Genomic DNA, 16,597 nt, shown 5'->3' with positions numbered 1-16,597 from the left:
AGGAGATAGAAATGGCCTACGATTTTGACTTATATGTGATTGGTGCCGGTTCCGGCGGTGTGCGGGCTGCGCGGTTTGCAGCCGGTTTTGGCGCGAAAGTCGCCGTGGCCGAGAGTCGCTACCTGGGCGGTACGTGTGTGAACGTCGGCTGCGTGCCGAAAAAATTGCTGGTCTACGGCGCGCACTTCGCCGAAGACTTCGAACAGTCGCAAGGTTTTGGCTGGACCCCGGGTGAGGCGAAGTTCGACTGGGCGACGCTGATCGCCAACAAGGATCGCGAGATCAATCGCCTGAACGGCATCTACCGCAATCTGCTGGTCAACAGCGGCGTGACCTTGCATGAAGGTCACGCGAAAATCGTCGATCCGCATACCGTCGAGTTCGATGGCAAACGCTACACCACCAAAAACATTCTGATTGCTACCGGTGGCTGGCCGCAGATTCCGGAGATTCCGGGGCACGAGCACGCGATCAGTTCCAATCAGGCGTTCTTCCTTAAAGAGCTGCCAAAGCGCGTTCTGGTGGTCGGTGGTGGTTACATTGCGGTGGAGTTTGCTGGGATTTTTCACGGGCTGGGGGCTGAGACCACGCTGCTGTATCGCGGTGATCTGTTCCTGCGTGGCTTCGATGGTGCGGTGCGCAAGCATTTGCAGGAAGAGTTGACCAAGCGCGGCATGGACCTGCAATTCAATGCCGACATCGAGCGCATCGACAAGCAGGCCGATGGCAGCCTGACAGCCACGCTCAAGGACGGCCGTAAGTTGGAGGCGGATTGCGTGTTCTACGCCACCGGTCGGCGTCCGATGCTCGATAACCTGGGGCTGGAAAACACCGGCGTCAAACTCGACAAGAAAGGTTTTGTCGAGGTCGATGAGCAGTATCAAACCGCAGAGCCGTCGATCCTGGCCCTGGGCGATGTGATTGGTCGAGTGCAGCTCACGCCGGTCGCGCTGGCGGAGGGCATGGCTGTAGCGCGGCGTTTGTTCAAGCCCGAACAATACCGTCCGGTGGATTACAAGATGATCCCGACCGCCGTCTTCAGCTTGCCGAACATAGGCACTGTCGGCCTGACCGAAGAAGAGGCGCGAGAGGCCGGGCACGATGTGGTGATCTTCGAAAGCCGTTTCCGGCCAATGAAGCTGACCCTGACCGAGTGCCAGGAACGCACCTTGATGAAGCTGGTAGTGGACGCCAAGACTGATAAGGTCTTGGGCTGCCACATGGTCGGCCCGGATGCTGGCGAGATCGTGCAAGGGTTGGCGATTGCGCTGAAGGCGGGCGCGACCAAGCGTGATTTCGACGAAACCATCGGTGTGCATCCGACGGCCGCCGAAGAGTTCGTCACCATGCGTACGCCAGTCGCGGGTTAATCGTCCTGACGCGAGGCTGATGCGTCTGGCCCTGTCGCAACGACAGCGGCCTGACGCACGCTTTCATCCAGGCTTGCCTGCAACTTGAGCAGTTCAACTTCCAGCGTTTTGTTGATGTGCGACTGTTCGTCGATGATCTGCTTGAGTGACTGGCTTTCCAGCAAGGCGATGCGCAAGCGTTCCTGGAGGAGGGTGCGTTCGCTGTCGATACGGTTGACCTGTTCCAGCAGTTGATCCTGTCGGTTGTTGGTGTGCTTGAGTTGCTCTTGCGACAGGCTCAACTCCCGCAGCGTTCCGCGATTTTCAGTCAGCAAGCGCTCGTTGTCGCGATGCAATTGGGTGATTTCATCCTGGCGAACCAGTGCGCTTTGCTGCGCCTGACGCAACTCCATCTGAATCTGCTGCACCTGACCTTCGTGACGGCGCTGTTCCTGCTCGCGTTGGTCCTTGACGGCGTTGCGGTAGTGTTCCAGTGCCTCACGGGCATGCAGGTGCTTTTCTTCCAGCGAGCGGATCTGCTCGTCCTTGTCCTGCAAGCGTAATTCGAAATCTGCCAGCGCCTGGTTCAGTCCGGCGTTGCGGGTTTGCTCGGTTTGCAGCATGGAGCGGGTGTCTTGCAGCTCTGCTGATTCCTGGGTCAGCGCCAGGCTTTGAATTTCGTATTGCTGGTGCAGTTCGGTATTGGCCTCGCGGGCCTCGTGCAGTTGGGTTTCCAGCTCTTTTCGTTGTTGCTCGAACTGTGCGCGTGCCTGGTCGATGGGTTCTTGCGCCTGTTCTTTCAGGCGTTGCGCCAGGCGCGACACCAGGCTTGTCAGCTCATCATCGATAGGCTCGGAAGGTGCTTGCGCGGGCTCGGCGCCGTCATCGAGCTCCTTCATATAGCGATGGATTGTGGTTTTTGAACCGGTATTGCCCATCTCGATCCGCACCGCATCAATGCTCGGGTGTTCGCCCCGAGCGAGGATTGCTGAGCGTGCCGCCTGCACCAGTGCCTTGTTTACGCCGCCACGTGCCATGTGTTCTCCTACGATTTGATACTGTGGTACGTACCACTAATATTCGCAATGTACCATGATGCTAACAAAGTTAAAATCCTGTGATTTATCATGCGGGATATACTGGTATTACCCCGTGTGATGAGCGGTAATCCGGGTTTCACCCGCCAGAGCGGTACGTTTTCGAGAACTGAGCCCATGACTGATCTGGATCGCTACCTGCAAGCCGCTACGCGCGACAACACCCGTCGCAGCTATCGCGCGGCCATTGAGCATTTCGAAGTCAGTTGGGGCGGGTTCCTGCCGGCGACCGGCGACAGCGTGGCGCGCTATCTCGTGGCCCACGCAGGTGTGCTGTCGATCAACACCTTGAAGTTACGTTTGTCCGCGCTGGCGCAGTGGCACAACAGTCAGGGGTTCGCCGATCCCACCAAGGCGCCCGTTGTGCGCAAAGTGTTCAAGGGCATTCGCGCGCTGCACCCGGCGCAGGAGAAACAGGCCGAGCCGTTGCAGCTTCAGCATCTGGAGCAAGTGGTGGCCTGGCTGGAGCAGGAAGCGCAAACCGCCAAGGCGCAGGGCGATCAACCGGGATTGCTGCGGGCTCGGCGCGACACAGCGCTGATCCTGCTGGGCTTTTGGCGCGGTTTCCGGAGCGATGAGTTGTGCCGGGTGCAGATTGAATATGTGCGGGCCAGCGCCGGCTCAGGCATCACCCTCTACCTGCCTCGCAGCAAGAGCGACCGCGAGAACCTCGGCCAGACATACCAGACGCCAGCCTTGCAGCGCCTGTGCCCGGTGCAGGCCTATATCCAATGGATCACTGAAGCAGCGTTGGTCCGCGGGCCGGTGTTCCGGGGTATCGACCGCTGGGGCCATTTGAGCGAGGAGGGCTTGCACGCCAATAGCGTGATCCCGTTATTGCGTCAGGCACTGGAACGCGCCGGTATTGCGGCCGAGCATTACACCAGTCACTCCTTGCGTCGTGGCTTTGCCACTTGGGCCCATCAGAGCGGTTGGGATTTGAAGTCGTTGATGAATTACGTGGGCTGGAAGGATATGAAGTCGGCCATGCGCTATGTTGAAGCCAGCCCGTTTCTCGGAATGCCCCGCATCGCTGAAAAGCCATTGGCGCTGTAGATCACGTTTTCTTCTATTAATACTGTCGGCTAATAGCGAAAACCAATCAGCAGCATCAGGTTTGCCAATGAGCCAACCGGCGATCGACTGGGTAGGATTCACCCCATCAACTTCTTAACCCCTGACGGAGAGTCATCGATGCCTATCATCAACAGCCAAGTTAAACCGTTCAAAGCTGACGCCTTTAAAAATGGCGACTTCGTAAAAGTGTCGGACGCTGACCTGAAAGGCAAGTGGTCTGTCGTGTTCTTCTACCCAGCTGACTTCACCTTCGTTTGCCCGACCGAACTGGAAGACCTGGCTGACAACTACGCCGAGTTCCAGAAGCTGGGCGTCGAAATCTACAGCGTTTCCACCGATACCCACTTTGCCCACGCTGCCTGGCACAACACTTCGCCAGCCATCGGCAAAATCCAGTACACCATGATCGGCGACCCGACTCACGCTATCTCCCGCAACTTCGACGTGCTGATCGAAGAAGCTGGTCTGGCTGACCGTGGCACCTTTGTGATCAACCCTGAAGGCCAGATCAAAATCGTTGAACTCAACGACGGCGGTGTAGGCCGTGACGCTTCCGAGCTGCTGCGCAAAATCAAGGCTGCTCAGTACGTTGCTGCTCACCCAGGCCAGGTTTGCCCAGCCAAGTGGAAAGAAGGCGAGGCCACTCTGGCTCCGTCTCTGGACCTGGTCGGCAAGATCTAAGTCTGTGACGCGCTTCATCAGGGCGGAACTCCGCACCTCCTAAGTAAGCTGCACCGCCCAATAAAAACGCCCGGGCGAGATTCGCTCGGGCGCTTTTTTTATGTTTTTGTCTATTCACCAAACAGCATGGAAATCGCCCGTATGTTGGACGCCAATCTTAAAGCCCAGTTGAAATCGTACCTGGAACGGGTCACCCAGCCGATCGAGATCGTTGCTTCCCTCGACGACGGTGCGAAATCCCAGGAAATGCTCGCTTTACTCAAAGACGTTGCCAGTCTTTCCACCCAGATTACGTTGCTCGACAACGGTAACGATGCGCGTAAACCATCGTTCTCGATCAACCGCCCAGGGGCCGATATCAGCCTGCGTTTTGCCGGTATCCCGATGGGCCACGAATTCACATCCTTGGTGCTGGCCCTGCTGCAAGTCGGCGGCCACCCCTCGAAGGCCAGTGTTGAGGTGATCGAACAGATCCGCTCGCTCAAAGGCGAGTTCAACTTCGAGACTTACTTCTCGCTGTCCTGCCAGAACTGCCCGGACGTAGTCCAGGCATTGAACCTGATGGCGGTGCTGAACCCGAACATCCGCCACGTCGCCATCGACGGCGCGTTGTTTCAGGCTGAAGTCGACGAGCGCCAGATCATGGCCGTCCCAAGCATCTACCTGAACGGCGTCAACTTCGGCCAGGGCCGCATGGGCCTGGAAGAAATCCTCGCCAAGATCGACACCAGTGGCATCGAGCGCCAGGCCGAGAAAATCAGCGCCAAAGATGCCTTTGACGTACTGGTCGTCGGCGGTGGCCCGGCCGGTGCTTCGGCGGCGATCTACGCTGCTCGTAAAGGCATTCGCACCGGTGTGGCGGCGGAACGTTTTGGTGGTCAGGTGCTCGACACCATGGCCATCGAGAACTTCATCTCGGTGCAGGAAACCGAAGGGCCGAAACTGGCCGTGGCGCTGGAAGAACACGTCAAGCAGTACGACGTGGACATCATGAACCTGCAACGCGCCGACAAGCTGGTGCCGGGCAAAAATGGCGAACTGCATGGAATCCATTTCGCCAGCGGCGCCTCTTTGAAAGCCAAGACCGTGATTTTGGCGACCGGTGCCCGGTGGCGTGAAATGAACGTTCCCGGTGAGCAGCAATACCGCAACAAAGGCGTGGCGTACTGCCCGCACTGCGACGGTCCGCTGTTCAAAGGCAAGCGTGTGGCGGTGATTGGTGGCGGTAACTCCGGCGTCGAAGCGGCCATCGACCTGGCTGGTATCGTGTCCCACGTGACCCTGTTGGAGTTCGACGTACAACTGCGCGCCGATGCGGTGTTGCAGCGCAAGTTGCACAGCCTGCCGAACGTTACGGTGATCACCAGTGCGCAAACCACTGAGGTGACTGGCGATGGCCAGAAGGTCAACGGCCTGCGCTACAAGGATCGCCAGTCGGACGAGCTGCGCACTGTCGAGCTGGAAGGGATCTTCGTGCAGATCGGGCTGCTGCCTAACACCGATTGGCTCAAAGGCACCATCGAACTGTCGCCGCGCGGCGAGATCATCGTCGATGCTCGTGGTGAAACGTCGATGCCCGGCGTGTTCGCGGCCGGTGACGTGACCACCGTGCCGTACAAGCAGATCGTGATTGCGGTGGGCGAGGGCGCCAAGGCCTCCCTGAGCGCATTCGATCACTTGATCCGCGCCTCGGCGCCTGCATAAACGCCGACGCTGAAAACACAAAACCCCATGAGTGATCATGGGGTTTTTTGTGGGTGGATCAAAAGCTCGCAGCCTTCGGCAGTTCCTACAAAAGCCAAGCCAGGCTCGATTCTGTAGGAGCTGCCGAAGGCTGCGATCTTTTGATTTTTGATTTACATCGGTGCAGGCTGAATGATCTCGACCCAGTAACCATCCGGGTCCTTGATGAAGGCCAGGCTCTTCATGCGGCCGTCGTTCAGGCGTTTCTGGAAATCGCAGCCCAGCGCTTCGAAGCGCTCGCACGCGGCGCGAATGTCCGGCACCGAAATGCAGATATGGCCGAAGCCGCGTGGGTCGGTGTTGCCATTGTGATAGGCGAAATCCGCATCGTTCTCGGTGCCGTGGTTGTGAGTCAGCTCGAGAACTCCAGGGATCGATTTCATCCACTCGGTGCGAGCCGCGGCATCGGCCGGGATCTGGTTTTTATCGACCAGTGCCAGAAAATACAGGCTGAACTCGGCTTCCGGGAAATCGCGCTTTTCCACCAGCGAGAAACCCAGGATGCGAGTGTAGAAATCCAGCGACTGGGTGATGTCCTTGACCCGCAGCATGGTGTGGTTGAAGACGAACTTCTGGGTGGCGGTGTCGGGTTGGGCGGTCACACCGGGAAATGTATTGAGTTCGTGCAGGCTCATGGGCCCTCCGCAAAATAAGTGGGGCTAGGGGACGTTCTCAATGATACGCAAGGCCCTCAGCATCGCCAAACCAAAACCACAGGCTTGCCTGACAGCCGGGTGAGGCTCAGACTTTACGGCTCAATTCGTGAGTGTTCATTGCAATGACCCGATTCTGTCAATCGATGTTCGTCCTGATGTGTCTGCTTTCAGGTGTTACCCCCGCTTATGCAGAGGCGCCGGTCGTGACCTGGCCAAGCGGATGGACCGTGGAAGCGGTTCCGCAAGATGAGGCTAAACCGCAGGTATCCCGGCAACGCGCGGTAAAAAACGATCAGGACGGTACGCCGGTGATGGTGATGGAGTTGACCATGACTCAGGTAGAAAGTGGTCATCAGGTGAACCTGGAGGGCGTGCTGCTGGAAATGCGTAAGTCGGTGCAAAAGGACTTTTTTCAGGGTGGTTATCAGAGCGTTTGCACTAAAATTCACACGACTAGCTTGAGCCGGCTATCGGCGGTGGAAACAACCTGCACGATTACGCAGAACGGTCGACATGTGCTGTCTCAAACATTGGTCGCTGCGGTAGACGCCGATAAGGCCTATGTACTTTCCTATGCGGGGCAGGCAGACCTTTATAAGGCAAGTCAGGACGACATAGCGGCGGCTCGAAACAGCTTGAAACTTTAGTTTAAGGTTTGCGATTCAGTAGATCTCAGCGAGTTTGGCATTTTTTAGATAGCCAAAGGGATTAAGCATAAAGTTCATCAGCATGTAACGAGTTGATCGACGACTATCGTTGCATTTAGACGCTGCCCATGAAAAAAGCCCTGCATTGGCAGGGCTTTTTTTATGACCGCGAGTGCTTAGCCACGCAGCCAGGAATCCACGGTGGCAGCACCGTATTGTTCCTTCCAGGCTTTCAGGCCGCGGTGGTTGCCGCCCTTGGTTTCAATCAGTTCGCCGGAGTGTGGGTTCTGATAAACCTTGACCACGCGAGCGCGGCGGGTTTTAGGCGCTGCTGCCTGTTGCAGGCCGGATTTCGCCGGGTTTGGATCGAGGATGGCGACGATGTCGCGCAAGCTCTTGCCGTAGGTTTTCATCAGCCCCTGGAGCTTTTCTTCGAATTCGATTTCTTTTTTGAGCCCGGCATCGTTCTTCAGCGATTCCAACTGCTTGAGCTGTTCTTGAAGGGCCTTTTCAGCTGCACGGAATTCAGCGAGTCTGGACAATATCTTTACTCCAATGGTGTGTTTGGCTGATACCAACCGCAAACAAAGCTATAAGCCAAGAGCCTTGAAGCGACTCGGTGATAATGGCTCACCTGCCAGTTCTGCACAGGCATGAAAAATTGTAGTAGTTAATTGGCCAAGAGTAAATCCTGACTTTTTCTTCATGTAACAAGAGTAGTCTTTTGATTCAATTTGGTGCGTATCATCATGACCTTAGCGCTTAAAGTGGTTAGTTAATGACCACTTAATGCTCTAATGAAGTCTGCGCCGGGCATCGGCCGGCCAAACAGATAACCTTGCAGGAAGTTCACGCCGTGGGCGGTCAGATAGTCACTTTGTTCTACGGTTTCCACGCCTTCGGCGACGATACCCAGATCGAGTTTGGCCGAGAGCTCGATGATGCTGTCCAGAATGTGCCGGGAGAGGGCATCGACACCGATCATGGCGACAAAGCTCTGATCGATTTTCAGGAAGTCCACATTGAACTGACGCAAATAACCCAGGCTTGAATGGCCGGTGCCGAAGTCATCAATTGCAATCATCACGCCCAACCCGTGAAGCTGCTCGAACAATTGCAAGGTGATGGCTGTCGGCTCGATGAGTTCGCGTTCGGTCAGCTCCAGCACCAGGTTGATGCTGCCGGGGGCGAAAGCGCTGAGGAATTCGCGGCAGTCCTCGACCAGTTCCAGGTCCCGGCAGTGACTGGCGGTGATGTTGATGCCGATGTGAAACGGCCCCTCGAACGATGCCGACAAGGGTGCCAGTAATGCGGAAGTCTGCCGCATCAAGGAGCGAGTCATCGGCACGATCAGCCCGGAATGTTCGGCAAACGGGATGAACAGATCCGGGCGCACCAGGCCTTCCTTGGGATGTTGCCAACGCATCAATACTTCGGCGCCGGACCACTGCTTATTGTCGCCATGCACCACGGGCTGAAAATAAGGAATGAACTCTGCTGCCTCCAGCGCCCGCTGCATTTCACGGCTGGGCGACATCGAGCGCTTCTGCAGGACATGCCCGATCGAGCCGGACACCACACCGAAGAACATCAACAGACTGAATAGCGGAGGATACTCACTGCGCATGTAACGCCAGGTTTCTCCTTCAGGGAAACCGGCGGCCACGGTAAAGGCATAACGCGAGGAGGTCAGGGTGTTTTGCGCCACGGGCAAGGCGGGCAGGGCATCGTCGTGGACCTTGCCGTCGGCCGACAACCAGTGGGGCCCGACTTGCAGTAACAATAATGTTTTGCGACCGATCAGGCGCAGCACGTTACTCAGGTGATAACCGTCCAGCGTGGTCAGGGCGCCCTGGTTTCCTTCGCTCAGCCGATACACCAACAACGCGGTATTGGGCGTGACCGGGTTGCCGTTCATTAGCCATAGCTTGCCTTGGGTGTAATCGCCGGGATTGATCTTTTCCTGATATTCACCGAACAACGAACTGCAATAGAGGTTGGTGTTCCATACAAGATTGGTCGAGCGCACGAATGGTCGGCGGGTGACTTGTTCGCGCAGGGCCAGTTTGACGTCGTTGCAGTTCTGGCCGGCCAGCGGCAATAGCTCTTGCGCCGCTTGCGCGGTGTTGTCGAGCATCAGCTCGAATTGGCGAACGGCTTCTTCGCCAGTCAGTTCGGTACTTTGCTTGAGCGTACGTTCAGCCTGCAGATAGAGAATGGCGCCCCCCAGCAACACCGGGAGCAACCCGCTCAAAACAGTCACAGCGATCCGGGTGCCACGTTTACGGCGGCTTTTGACGTTTAGTGGCATTCGCAAATCCAGCGCGACCAGAAGAGTTCAGCCATGATAGTTGGCCGACAGCACTTATGCCGTTCAATGATCATTCAGGCTTGAGGCCAGTTTGATAAAGGCCAATGTCGCAGGTGATGACTGACGCTGATCGAGCACCGCCAGCCCGACTTGGCGGCTGACCGGTGGCGACAGCGGTTTTTTCACGTAGTGGTTGTCGTTGTCGTCAGGCAAAGAGCCTTCGGCGATAACGGTCAGGGCATCGCCACGGCTGACGGCGTCCAGCGTGCTGATCAATTGCGAGCAGCGATAGCGAATGTTCGGCGTCAACCGCGCCGCATTGAATAAGCGCGACACCAGTTCCGAAGAGCCGGCTTCGGTCAGCACAAAAGGGTCGTGGCACAAATCGCTCAAGCTCACGCTGTCGCGGCCGGCCAGCACATGGTTGGCAGGCAGCAGCGCGACCATCTGGTCCTCGATCAGGCTAAAAGTGTCGAAACGTTCCTGGGGCAACACCACGAAGCCGACATCGATACGTCGCTCTTCCAGCCACTGGATCACCTGGCGATCCGGCCCTTCGTCGATGTGAACCTCGATGCCCGGGTGTGCGGCGCGGTAATGCTGCAGGATCCTCGGCAGCAATTTGATCGATGAGGTCGGGCCGAACGAGCCGATGCGCAGGGTGCCGCGTTTCATTCCGCGAGCATCCGCCGCTTCTTGGCGCACCGTGTTGGCCAGCCCGAGCATCGCCCGAGCGCGCAGTAATAGCTGCTGGCCGATGTCGCTCAGCTCGACTTGAGACTGATGCCGGCGCAGCAGTTCGACGCCCAATTCCTGTTCCAGGGACTTGAGCGCGTGGGACACCGCGGATTGGGAAATCTCCAAACGATGAGCCGCCGCTGTGAAACCGCGTAGTTCGGCCACCAGCGAGAAAATCTCGAGTTGAGTCAGGGTCATGAGTATTTACTCATTTTACGATGATCTTAAATTAATCGAATGATACGCCATGTGCCCGATTTCTGATGGTGGAGACTTATGACTACGTGTGAACAGACCCTGGCGAATTCCTCGGATGTACCGGTTTATCTGAAACTGGCAGCGGTCACCATGATCTGGGGCGGGACGTTCGTCGCCGGGCGATTTCTGGCCGACAGCCTCAGTCCGTTATTGGCCGCGAGCCTGCGGTTCTTGCTGGCGAGCGTCGCGTTGCTGCTGTTTCTGTTGCTGGCGCGGGTGCCTTTGGTGCGCCCCAGCCCCCGGCAATGGCTGCAACTGACGCTGCTGGGTTTTTTCGGGATCTTCTTCTACAACCTCTGCTTCTTTTACGGGCTGCATTACATCAACGCGTCACGGGCGTCGTTGATCGTGGCCTTGAACCCGGCGGTGATCGGTCTGGCATCGTGGCTGCTGTTCAAGGAGCGACTAAGCGGGGTGAAAGTGGTCGGTATCGCGATCTGCATTGCCGGCGCCAGTCTGGTAATCGTCAGCCGCAATCCGCAATTGCTGACCAGTGGTACTGATGCCTGGATCGGCGATTTGTTGATCTTCGGCTGCGTGCTCGGCTGGGGCATTTATTCGCTGTTCTCCAAAGGCCTGAATCAAACGCTGGGGCCGGTGCAGACGGTGACGTACTCGATTTTGCTGGGCACGCTGATGCTCTGGGTGACCAGTGCCGTGCGTGGTGAGTTGAGTGTCGCGGCGTTGGCCGAACTCGGCCCGCAACAATGGTTGAGCCTGATGTACCTGGGCGTGCTGGGTTCGGCATTGGCCTATATTGGTTATTACGACGGTATCCGCAAAATCGGTGCGACGCGTTCGGGTGTGTTCATCGCCTTGAACCCGCTGACCGCTGTTCTGTTTGGCGCGTTGTTGCTGGGCGAGCAATTGACCCTGGTGATGTGTCTGGGCGGTGGGCTGATCCTGGCGGGGATTTTTCTGTGCAACAAACCGCTTGCACAAGCTGCGAAAAGGGGGATTTTATAAGAAGGATGGACAACAGATTTACGCTGTGTAGAATCCGGTTACGCATATAAGAATAATCGTCTTCTGGCAGCAGAAGCCTCGCCCGTAATAGCCTTGGGTCGACAATGAAGATATTTGGGTTTCAATTGATCTACGGTGACTTCCTCGCTCGCAGCGTGCGGGGCATCTCCTGTGCGCCACCCGCCGGTCTCAGCATTGCTAGCAACTAACGATCCGTTAATTGATAAGAAATGATGAGGCTCCAAAATGGCAGATTTATACGAAAACCCAATGGGCCTGATGGGCTTTGAGTTCATCGAGTTCGCATCGCCGACCCCTGACACCCTGGAGCCGATCTTCGAGATCATGGGCTTCAGCAAGGTTGCGACCCACCGTTCCAAAGACGTGCACCTGTACCGTCAGGGCGCGATCAACCTGATCCTCAACAATGAACCCAACAGCGTGGCGTCATACTTCGCGGCTGAGCACGGTCCGTCGGTGTGTGGCATGGCGTTTCGCGTCAAGGATTCGCAAAAGGCCTACAAGCGTGCCCTGGAACTCGGCGCCCAACCGATCCACATCGAAACCGGTCCGATGGAACTGCACTTGCCGGCGATCAAAGGAATCGGCGGCGCGCCGCTGTACCTGATCGACCGTTTTGGCGAAGGCAGTTCGATCTACGACATCGACTTCGTGTTCATCGAAGGCGTGGACCGCAACCCGGTCGGGGCCGGTCTGAAGATCATCGATCACCTGACCCACAACGTGTATCGCGGTCGCATGGCCTACTGGGCCAACTTCTACGAGAAGCTGTTCAACTTCCGCGAGATCCGTTACTTCGACATCAAAGGCGAATACACCGGCCTGACCTCCAAGGCGATGACCGCGCCAGACGGCATGATCCGTATCCCGCTCAACGAAGAGTCGTCCAAGGGCGCCGGGCAGATCGAAGAGTTCCTGATGCAGTTCAACGGCGAGGGCATCCAGCACGTGGCCTTCCTCAGCGATGACCTGATCAAGACCTGGGATCACCTGAAAAGCATCGGCATGCGCTTCATGACGCCGCCGCCGGACACCTACTACGAAATGCTCGAAGGCCGTTTGCCGAACCACGGCGAGCCGGTCAACGAATTGCAAGCGCGGGGCATTTTGCTGGACGGTTCGTCCGAGTCGGGCGACAAGCGTCTGCTGCTGCAGATCTTCTCGGAAACCCTGATGGGCCCGGTGTTCTTCGAATTCATCCAGCGTAAAGGCGACGATGGTTTCGGCGAAGGCAACTTCAAGGCGCTGTTCGAATCCATCGAACGTGATCAGGTTCGTCGGGGTGTGCTCTCCACCGATTAAGCCGTTTCACCGATAAAACTGTGGGAGCGAGCCTGCTCGCGATGGCGATTTATCAGTCAACATCAATGTTGAGTCTGATGACGCCATCGCGAGCAGGCTCGCTCCCACATTGAGTCGGTGGCAATAAACAGCAATGTTTAAATGGCATCGATGAATGCTCTCAGAGGCTACACATCCTTGCGCCGTTGCCTACGACTACGCCAGAATCCGCCGGCTAGTGCGCCTTTGGCCCGGGCTGTATCGTTTTCCCTGTCGCTGAAAAACAGCGATGGGGTTTGGTAGCCCCGGGGTGACGTAAGTGCATAAGCATCATGATCTGCAGCGTTTGTTCGACTCTGCTATATGGTGGTCATGCACAGGGCGCTTTCGAGCGCGCCGGTTTCCTTACGTCCCGGTCTACCAACCTGCGCATGGCCGCCACCCTTCGTTTGGTAGCGAGAGTGATGGCTTCTTTTAAATGACGTAAGAGGTTCCATCTATGTTCAAACCAACACCCAATCCGCCAGAATCAGATTCGACATCCCCCTACGAATCCCTCGATTCAAAAAAACTTAACGAAGCCGCAGACCGCGCCCTCGATCATTACCTCAAGCCCCCCAAAGAACCTGCCCGCAAACCCAGCAAGATGTTCATCGTTGCGCCTGATGTCGATTCGGAAAGCCTGCTGGCCCATGCCTGCGAATCCATGAAATCGGCAAGCGTGATGCTCAGCGATTTCGCCGCATTGGTGGGCGAACCCTATCGCAGCACGATGCTCGGGATTCAACAGGTCGTGATGAATGGTGAGCTGGCGGTCAATCGAGTGCTGGATAATCTCGATCCGCAGGGCTAGCCAGAACAAGCAAAAGATCGCAGCCTTCGGCAGCTCCTACATAATTTTGTCCGCCCGATATTTCACGGGTGTACGCGATTCCAATGTAGGAGCTGGCGCAGCCTGCGATCTTTTGATCTGCCCTTTTAAACCCGCAACGTCCGCGTCATGCGCAACGCCAGCAAACTCCCATAAACAATCACACCCGCCAGCAGATACAGCGCCGCATCAGTCGACCCGGTGCTGTCCTTGACCCAGCCCACCAGATACGGACTAAGGAAACCCGCCATCTGCCCCATGGAGTTGATCAACGCCAACCCACCGGCAGCCGCACCCGCGCTGAGCATTGCGGTCGGCACCGGCCAGAACATCGGCAGGCCGGTGAGGGCGCCCATGGTGGCGATGGTCAGGCCGAGGATGGCGATGGCCGGGTTGGCGGCGAAGTTCACCGCGATCAACAGACCCACCGCGCCCATCAGCATTGGCACCACCAGGTGCCAGCGACGTTCTTTGCGCAGGTCCGCCGAGCGACCGACCATCAACATGAACACTGCCGCCAGCAGGTACGGAATCGCGCTGAGCCAACCAATCACCAGGTTATCGCTGAAACCCAGGTTCTTGATGATCGACGGCAACCAGAAGTTGATCGCGTAGACACCGCTCTGGATGCAGAAATAAATCAGGCCGAAGGCCCAGATCGCTGGATTCTTGAACACCGCCAACAGCGAATCAGTAGCGGTTTTCGGTTTGCTGGCCAGGTCTTCAGCGTGATCGGCCTCAAGCACCGAACGCTCGTAAGGGGTCAGCCACTTGGCGTTGGCGTAGCTGTCGCTGAGCAGGAAGTAGGCGAGGGCGCCGAGGATCACCGTCGGAATGCCTTGCAGCAGGAACATCCACTGCCAGCCAGCGAGACCGCCCTGGCCTGCGGCAAAGTGAGTGAGGATCCAGCCGGAAAACGGGCTGCCGAGCAAACCGGACACAGGGATCGCCGACATGAACAGCGCCATGATGCGACCACGACGGAACGTCGGAAACCACTGCGAGAGGTAAAGCACCACACCCGGAAAGAACCCGGCTTCGGCGGCGCCGGTAAACAGGCGCAGGGTGTAGAACTCGGTCGGTGTGGTGACGAACAACAGGCAGGTCGACAGCGTGCCCCAAGTGATCATCATCAGCGCGATCCAGCGTCGCGGGCCGAATTTGGTCAGGGCCAGGTTGCTCGGCACGCCGCAGAGTACATAGCCGATGAAGAAGATCCCGGCACCGAGGCCGTACACGGTTTCGCTGAATTTCAGTGCGTCGAGCATCTGCAGTTTGGCAAACCCGACGTTCACCCGGTCGAGGTAATTGAACAGGTAGCAGATGAAGATGAAGGGGATCAAACGCAGGGTAATGCGTTTGTAGACGGCGTTTTTGTCGTCTGCGGTGGCCAGGGTAGCTGCGGCGCTCTGTGACATGGCGGGCTCTCTCTTTATTATGATTTTTTGCGACGCAAGGGTAACGTTGATCGCCCAGTGAGTCTCGGCCACCCCTTGGGTGGTTGTCTTTGTGCCTGAGCACAGGGTTTGCGACCAAGGCCTGTGCGGGTGAACAACCCGTTCCATCACGTTTTCAAGGAACCGCGCTATGTTCGAACTCGATCACGACCTGGCCCAGGACATCGTCGACCGGGCGATGGCCATCCTGCCGTACAACGTCAATGTCATGGACAGCCAAGGGCTGATTCTCGGCAGCGGCGAACCGGGGCGCATCAACACCCGTCATGAAGGCGCGCAACTGGTGTTGGCCAACGGACGCGTAGTAGAGATCGACGCGCAGACTGCGATTCATCTCAAAGGCGTGCAGCCGGGCATCAACCTGCCGCTGTTGCTCGACCAGCGTTTGATTGGTGTGCTGGGCATCACCGGCGAACCCGAGCAATTGCGCACTTACGCCGAGCTGGTGCGCATGACCGCCGAAATGCTGGTGGGCCAGCGCAATCAGCAGGCCGAGCAGCAATGGCGGCGCCAGCGTTGCGATGATCTGCTGGCGCTGCTGCTCAGCGAAGCGGGGGACTCGCCACGGTTGCTGGACGAAGCGCAGCAATTGGGGCTCAAACCGCAGTTGACGCGAGTGCCGTATCTGTTCGAGTTGGGCATGGAACATGGCCCGGGCCAGACCGTCGAAGCGCTCAGCGCCTGGCTGATGTCGCGTTACCCGGACAGTTGGTGCGTGAGCTCGGCCAAGTCCTCGTTGCTGTGGTGTCGACCGGCAATGCCTGCGATCGAGAACGAGCGGCTGCTGGAAAAACTCGATGGTCTCGGCTGGAACATTTTGCGCATTGCCGTGGGCGGGCAGGCCGATGGATTGTCGGGGTTGCGCCGTTGCTATCGTCGGGTCGGTGATCTGCTGGCCTACGGGCGTGATGTGTTGCCGCATTCGCGCTTGCTGACGCTGAACCGTTATCGATTGCCGGTGATGCTCTGGCGACACCGCAATGACGATGCCCTGGATGAACTGCTGCGGCCGCTGCGTAAAGTCATCGCCAAGGATGGCAACGGTCAACTGCTGGCGACCCTGCGCAGTTGGTGCGAACACGACGGGCAGAGCCAGGCCTGCGCCGAGGCCTTGGGTATCCATCGAAACAGTTTGCGTTACCGCATGGAACGGATCGCCGAACTCAGCGGCGTCGACCCGCTTAAGCTGGATGGAATGCTCGCGCTCTACCTCGGCGTCCAGCTCCTGCCCCAAACCGACGCGCCAGCAACCCTATAGCGGCTAGGCTTGCGGTAGTGGCGATCTCAGGATGCTATCGCGAGCAGGCTCGCTCCCACAGTGGTCCGTGGTGAAGCACAGATTTGTGAGCGACGCTGACCCCCTGTGGGAGCGAGCCTGCTCGCGATAGCGGACTGACAGCTCACATCAATGCCGGATCTAAAAATACGGACTTTGTAAAAATGA

At 57.6% G+C, this 16,597-nt stretch carries 15 protein-coding genes; 9 read left to right on the top strand and 6 right to left on the bottom strand.

The window, feature by feature from the left end; translation table 11 throughout:
• Positions 1 to 11 precede the first annotated feature (11 nt).
• Complete coding sequence (gene gorA / locus ACYZT2_RS15450; RefSeq protein ID WP_461965289.1) at positions 12 to 1,370, top strand: glutathione-disulfide reductase; 1,359 nt, start codon at positions 12 to 14, stop codon at positions 1,368 to 1,370.
• Here the strand turns inward: gorA and ACYZT2_RS15445 are convergent.
• Positions 1,367 to 2,386 carry a DNA-binding protein gene (locus ACYZT2_RS15445; protein WP_461965287.1) on the bottom strand — a complete coding sequence of 340 codons (1,020 nt, stop codon included), beginning with the start codon at positions 2,384 to 2,386 and terminating at the stop codon, positions 1,367 to 1,369. The two genes, gorA and ACYZT2_RS15445, sit on opposite strands and share 4 nt — an antisense overlap.
• A 177-nt stretch (positions 2,387 to 2,563) precedes the next feature.
• Between ACYZT2_RS15445 and ACYZT2_RS15440 the strand changes: the two genes are divergently transcribed.
• The 3 genes from ACYZT2_RS15440 (at position 2,564) to ahpF (ending at position 5,908) form a co-directional block, all read left to right on the top strand.
• Entirely contained in the window at positions 2,564 to 3,502 is a 939-nt protein-coding gene (locus tag ACYZT2_RS15440; protein ID WP_461965285.1) for a site-specific integrase, read from the top strand.
• A gap of 138 nt (positions 3,503 to 3,640) precedes the next feature.
• On the top strand, positions 3,641 to 4,204 hold the full coding sequence (gene ahpC / locus ACYZT2_RS15435) for an alkyl hydroperoxide reductase subunit C (RefSeq protein ID WP_038983195.1): 564 nt from the start codon (positions 3,641 to 3,643) through the stop codon (positions 4,202 to 4,204).
• A gap of 141 nt (positions 4,205 to 4,345) precedes the next feature.
• Positions 4,346 to 5,908 (top strand): alkyl hydroperoxide reductase subunit F, encoded by a 1,563-nt coding sequence (gene ahpF / locus ACYZT2_RS15430; RefSeq protein ID WP_461965283.1) that lies wholly within the window; start codon positions 4,346 to 4,348, stop codon positions 5,906 to 5,908.
• 152 nt (positions 5,909 to 6,060) lie between these two features.
• Here ahpF and gloA read toward each other — a convergent pair whose 3' ends face one another.
• Positions 6,061 to 6,582, bottom strand: a complete 522-nt coding sequence (gloA, locus tag ACYZT2_RS15425; protein WP_461965281.1) for a lactoylglutathione lyase — start codon at positions 6,580 to 6,582, stop codon at positions 6,061 to 6,063.
• 164 nt (positions 6,583 to 6,746) lie between these two features.
• Between gloA and ACYZT2_RS15420 the strand changes: the two genes are divergently transcribed.
• Entirely contained in the window at positions 6,747 to 7,250 is a 504-nt protein-coding gene (locus ACYZT2_RS15420; protein WP_461965279.1) for a DUF4946 domain-containing protein, read from the top strand.
• A 176-nt stretch (positions 7,251 to 7,426) separates the two neighbouring features.
• Here ACYZT2_RS15420 and ACYZT2_RS15415 read toward each other — a convergent pair whose 3' ends face one another.
• The 3 genes from ACYZT2_RS15415 to ACYZT2_RS15405 all read right to left on the bottom strand — a co-directional run bounded on the left by ACYZT2_RS15415 (position 7,427) and on the right by ACYZT2_RS15405 (position 10,497).
• On the bottom strand, positions 7,427 to 7,792 hold the full coding sequence (locus ACYZT2_RS15415) for a histone-like nucleoid-structuring protein, MvaT/MvaU family (RefSeq protein WP_461965277.1): 366 nt from the start codon (positions 7,790 to 7,792) through the stop codon (positions 7,427 to 7,429).
• 233 nt (positions 7,793 to 8,025) lie between these two features.
• Complete coding sequence (locus ACYZT2_RS15410; RefSeq protein WP_461965275.1) at positions 8,026 to 9,561, bottom strand: EAL domain-containing protein; 1,536 nt, start codon at positions 9,559 to 9,561, stop codon at positions 8,026 to 8,028.
• A gap of 63 nt (positions 9,562 to 9,624) precedes the next feature.
• A complete protein-coding gene (locus ACYZT2_RS15405) occupies positions 9,625 to 10,497 on the bottom strand; it encodes a LysR family transcriptional regulator (protein WP_461965273.1) in 873 nt (290 codons plus the stop codon).
• Positions 10,498 to 10,575: 78 nt separating this feature from the next.
• Between ACYZT2_RS15405 and ACYZT2_RS15400 the strand changes: the two genes are divergently transcribed.
• From ACYZT2_RS15400 to ACYZT2_RS15390, 3 genes are all read left to right on the top strand, one after another.
• Positions 10,576 to 11,523, top strand: a complete 948-nt coding sequence (locus ACYZT2_RS15400; protein ID WP_461965271.1) for a DMT family transporter — start codon at positions 10,576 to 10,578, stop codon at positions 11,521 to 11,523.
• 246 nt (positions 11,524 to 11,769) lie between these two features.
• A complete protein-coding gene (gene hppD / locus ACYZT2_RS15395; protein WP_461965269.1) occupies positions 11,770 to 12,846 on the top strand; it encodes a 4-hydroxyphenylpyruvate dioxygenase in 1,077 nt (358 codons plus the stop codon).
• 478 nt (positions 12,847 to 13,324) lie between these two features.
• Entirely contained in the window at positions 13,325 to 13,678 is a 354-nt protein-coding gene (locus ACYZT2_RS15390; RefSeq protein WP_461965267.1) for a DUF6124 family protein, read from the top strand.
• Between the two features lie 125 nt (positions 13,679 to 13,803).
• On the opposite strand, the gene ACYZT2_RS15385 is transcribed toward ACYZT2_RS15390, so the two are convergent.
• Positions 13,804 to 15,114, bottom strand: coding sequence for an MFS transporter (locus ACYZT2_RS15385; RefSeq protein WP_461965265.1), 1,311 nt, complete (start codon positions 15,112 to 15,114; stop codon positions 13,804 to 13,806).
• 169 nt (positions 15,115 to 15,283) lie between these two features.
• Between ACYZT2_RS15385 and ACYZT2_RS15380 the strand changes: the two genes are divergently transcribed.
• Positions 15,284 to 16,411, top strand: a complete 1,128-nt coding sequence (locus ACYZT2_RS15380) for a sugar diacid recognition domain-containing protein (RefSeq protein WP_461965263.1) — start codon at positions 15,284 to 15,286, stop codon at positions 16,409 to 16,411.
• The last annotated feature ends 186 nt before the right edge of the window (positions 16,412 to 16,597 follow it).

This window comes from Pseudomonas sp. MDT1-85, from assembly GCF_054898065.1.
This window is presented reverse-complemented; position numbering and strand designations above follow the sequence as displayed.

What these genes read in the sequence shown, in the direction of transcription:
- gorA (WP_461965289.1), top strand. Translation starts at nt 12, where the DNA reads ATGGCCTACGATTTTGACTTATATGTGATTGGTGCCGGTTCCGGCGGT.
- ACYZT2_RS15445 (WP_461965287.1), bottom strand. Translation starts at nt 2,386, where the DNA reads ATGGCACGTGGCGGCGTAAACAAGGCACTGGTGCAGGCGGCACGCTCA.
- ACYZT2_RS15440 (WP_461965285.1), top strand. Translation starts at nt 2,564, where the DNA reads ATGACTGATCTGGATCGCTACCTGCAAGCCGCTACGCGCGACAACACC.
- ahpC (WP_038983195.1), top strand. Translation starts at nt 3,641, where the DNA reads ATGCCTATCATCAACAGCCAAGTTAAACCGTTCAAAGCTGACGCCTTT.
- ahpF (WP_461965283.1), top strand. Translation starts at nt 4,346, where the DNA reads ATGTTGGACGCCAATCTTAAAGCCCAGTTGAAATCGTACCTGGAACGG.
- gloA (WP_461965281.1), bottom strand. Translation starts at nt 6,582, where the DNA reads ATGAGCCTGCACGAACTCAATACATTTCCCGGTGTGACCGCCCAACCC.
- ACYZT2_RS15420 (WP_461965279.1), top strand. Translation starts at nt 6,747, where the DNA reads ATGTTCGTCCTGATGTGTCTGCTTTCAGGTGTTACCCCCGCTTATGCA.
- ACYZT2_RS15410 (WP_461965275.1), bottom strand. Translation starts at nt 9,561, where the DNA reads ATGCCACTAAACGTCAAAAGCCGCCGTAAACGTGGCACCCGGATCGCT.
- ACYZT2_RS15405 (WP_461965273.1), bottom strand. Translation starts at nt 10,497, where the DNA reads ATGACCCTGACTCAACTCGAGATTTTCTCGCTGGTGGCCGAACTACGC.
- ACYZT2_RS15400 (WP_461965271.1), top strand. Translation starts at nt 10,576, where the DNA reads ATGACTACGTGTGAACAGACCCTGGCGAATTCCTCGGATGTACCGGTT.
- hppD (WP_461965269.1), top strand. Translation starts at nt 11,770, where the DNA reads ATGGCAGATTTATACGAAAACCCAATGGGCCTGATGGGCTTTGAGTTC.
- ACYZT2_RS15390 (WP_461965267.1), top strand. Translation starts at nt 13,325, where the DNA reads ATGTTCAAACCAACACCCAATCCGCCAGAATCAGATTCGACATCCCCC.
- ACYZT2_RS15385 (WP_461965265.1), bottom strand. Translation starts at nt 15,114, where the DNA reads ATGTCACAGAGCGCCGCAGCTACCCTGGCCACCGCAGACGACAAAAAC.
- ACYZT2_RS15380 (WP_461965263.1), top strand. Translation starts at nt 15,284, where the DNA reads ATGTTCGAACTCGATCACGACCTGGCCCAGGACATCGTCGACCGGGCG.